Consider the following 3,559-nt stretch of genomic DNA (forward strand, 5'->3'; position numbering starts at 1 on the left):
CAATGTTCGCGTCTTCAACAGCGCCGGGGTGGTGATCGAGAATTCAAACGGATCGGTGAATGATCCGGCCATTGGCATCACCTTTTCCGGTGGGGTTGCGACCGTCACCGGCGTTTTGGCCGGCTACCAGATTGAATACACCACAGCGTCGGATCACAACCGCGTGCTCGTCGAGAACGGCGCGGCCCTCGACGCCAGGGGCAATAACCACGCCGATTTTGATATCGGTGGTTTCACGCTGCTCCAAACCGCTGTTTCGACCGCCGAAATCGGCTCCAAGATGCTTTTCGAAGATGACGGCCCAGCACTCGCTTTTGGCAACCTCATCGGCACCGGCAGCGTCCTGCCACAAACCGGCTACTGGAGTCATTCGGCCGGCGCCGACGGGTTGAATGCGAACGGTCTGGATATTTCGGTGAATAGCTCGTTCACCCTCGTCAGGCCAGACAACACGACCACGACCGGGACCGCCACACTCACCGAGCTGTCGCCCTCACCGGATGGCAACGGCGCGTACCAGTTCGATGGAACCTTGACCGGCGATTTCGACAACAATGCCGCCACGGCGGATACCACCCTCGACTACACGCTGAGTGCCTTGGCCGATGGCAGCTATGTACTGGATCTGGTGCAAGGCTTCAGTTCGACGGTCGTGCTCAGCAGTGCCGATGGCGCCCTCGGTGCCGGCGGCCCGGATCCCGTGCGCACCTTGTTGATTCCGGAGCAGGATCCACCAACTATTCCTTCGCCCTCCGAGGAGATTGTCTTTTTTGGTGTTAACGCGACCACGTCCTCAAGCGATATATTTTCCGCCATCGGGCTGGGAGCACCCGACCTCACCGAAGCACAGATAGAAGGTGGCGGGTTTGCGTTCATCGGCGCCGCGAACATGAACGTCAGTACCTCCGGCATCGGGATCGCCAATAACAACCTGGATGGAAACACAACAGCAGGCATCAACGCCGGTGACGAGAGTTTCGTCATCAACCCCGAGTCTTTGTTGTCGAGCATGAAAGTGTTCATCGACAACTCGGTGCAAGGGTACAACCCGGCAACGGAAGAGCTGTATTACACGATCTACTACGCGGACGGCACCACATCGGGTGCGCCGACGAAGGTGCTTGCCGCTGATCTGACCCCGGAGGCCGGAGGACAGACGTCCTTCGTCATCGAGAAGGCGGATGCGACGCTGATCGACGCTGTTCAGCTCACGATGGGCCTGGGCACGATCAAGATCCCGGTGATCGAGTTCATTCAGCAGACCGAGAGCCTGGCCAGCGATGTCCAGCTGACATTCAACGCGACGGTGACGGACAGAGATGGGGACTCGGCGACGAGTACGTTCGACGCTAACCTGTTCGCCAACGACTTGACCGGCACCTTCGATTACACGCTGGTGGGCACGGGCGGTGAGCAGGATGCCTTCAACGTCGATTTGTCATTCACCGAGAACCAGTACCAGGTCACCGGCTTCGATGCGGGCGTAGACCTGCGAGACACGCTGGTGCTCAACGGCGACCAGAACGCGGTTGTTCAGATCGACAACGGCGGCGCAGACAGCATCGTGTCGGTCACCGAAACGGGCGGACAAGTCACGACCATCACCTTGGTCGGGGTTGATCTTCTGACTAGCGACATTGTGCTTGGCAGCGCCTGAGAACCGCATGAAAGGATGCGAGGGTGGCACCCGCCACCCTCGCATTTTTGCAATGCCAACAGGACATCCGCACGCTCGCATCAACCTGGGCACCCTGCGACAAACCATCGACGAAGGCGACTAGGCCGAAACTCCCATCCCGCTTGGGAGTATCGGCCGATGCGCATTATCCGGTGCTTGGTCATAGTTGTAGAGGTCAATGGTCAGACCTCAATGACCGCAATTGCTCGGGAGAAAAATCATGGCTATTGCAATCACAGGCGAGGACGTTGCGCTAGACGAAACGGTCGGGCTACAGAACGCCACCGCCACGCCAACCCCTGCAGGAGACGCTGACGACAACGACATTCTGGTGGCCTCCCTGCCCTCGACCTTTTCTACCCGTTTGACCGCACTGGGTGCCGGTACTGCAACGGGTGCAGCGTTGAGTGGCTATACCGGCGCCGTGGGTGATACGGGCAGCAATGCATTCACCATCACCGGTGGAGCCAGCATTACCGACATCAGCTTCGTCGACAGCGCTGGCGCACCACTCGATGGTCTGGACAGTGGACTGGATACCCTCGATGGCACCAGCATCCTTCTCTATACCGATACGGACAACAACATTCTTTTGGGCCGAGCCGGGGGCCCAAGTGGCGCCATCGTATTCGCGGCCTACATCGAAGAAACCGGATCGCCGGTCACCGGCGGCAAGATCTGGACCGTGGAATATCAACCGCTCAAGCATCCAGATGCGACGAATCCCGATGACTCGCTCAATCTGCTGGATAAGGTGTTCATCGGAGCCACTCAGGACCTGGAATTCAGTCTGAGCAATGCGCCTTCCGGTCAGAACCTGTTCCTGATGTTCACGAAATTGAACCCGGCAACTGAAACGGTAGATGGTGTCGTGCGGATCACGGATCCCACCATCATCGCCACCGGGAAAGACCCCGCAGACCAGTCAAGCGGTGCCAATATCAACACTGGCGACACCATCAATACCAGCCAGGGGGGTGGCCCGACCACCATCGGCACCAACAACCAGATGATTACGGAACAGGAAGGCATCCGCTTTTCGTTCGTCACCGGTGCCAGGCAGGATGTGACTGTTCCCAATCTGAGTCAGACCGAAGCGGATGTTGAGTCCAACATCGACTTTACCAGCGTCTACAATACGACCTCGGCCAATTTCGACGTCGTGCAGTTGCAAGGCGGCAAGAGTGCCGTGGTAAAAATCAGCGCATTCAACACTGCTGCTGAACCTGGCGTGAATTTCGTCAACGGCTACGCAAATGACACGCCGGTTGCCATCACCAATGTGCTCGTCACCAACATCAGCACCGGGCAGGTGATCGAGAATTCAGACGGTTCGGTGGATGATCCGAACATTAACATCAGCTTTTCCGGTGGGGTTGCAACCATCACCGGCGTGCTGGCCGGTTACCAGATTGGATACACCACAACGTCGGACCACAACCGCGTACTCATCGAGAACGGCGCGGCCGTCGACGCCAGGGGCAATGACCACGCCGATTTTGATATCGGCGGCTTCACGCTGAGCCAAGCCTCTAGCACGATCGCCGAAATTGGCTCCAGGATGATCTTCGAGGACGACGGCCCGAGCATCAGCGCCGCCGGCACCGAACCGGCGCTGACGGTAGACGAAACGGTACTGGCGACCGACGCCACCCAGAGCTTTACCGCCAACTTCAGCTCGGCGTTCGGCGCTGATGGCGCGGGTACGCTGACCTATGCGCTGGGCGTCACGGCCGGCCCTTCGGGACTGACCGACACGGCCACCGGCGAGGCAGTCAACCTGTCGCTCAATGGCACCGTGGTCGAAGGCCGCACCGCCACCACCAATCTGCTGGTGTTCACGGTCAGCGTCGCCGCCAACGGTGACGTCACCCTCGATCA

At 59.0% G+C, this 3,559-nt stretch carries 1 protein-coding gene and 1 pseudogene; both read left to right on the forward strand.

Annotated elements, in window-relative coordinates; genetic code table 11:
• Positions 1-1,657, forward strand: a pseudogene (locus tag BZL43_RS21370) (hypothetical protein); the annotation flags it as partial.
• Between the two features lie 241 nt (positions 1,658-1,898).
• The coding region (locus BZL43_RS21375) for a DUF5801 repeats-in-toxin domain-containing protein (protein WP_095634144.1) at positions 1,899-3,559 on the forward strand (1,661 nt) is incomplete at its 3' end.

Origin of the sequence: Pseudomonas sp. PICF141 (assembly GCF_002286815.1) — a bacterium.
Classification (GTDB): domain Bacteria; phylum Pseudomonadota; class Gammaproteobacteria; order Pseudomonadales; family Pseudomonadaceae; genus Aquipseudomonas.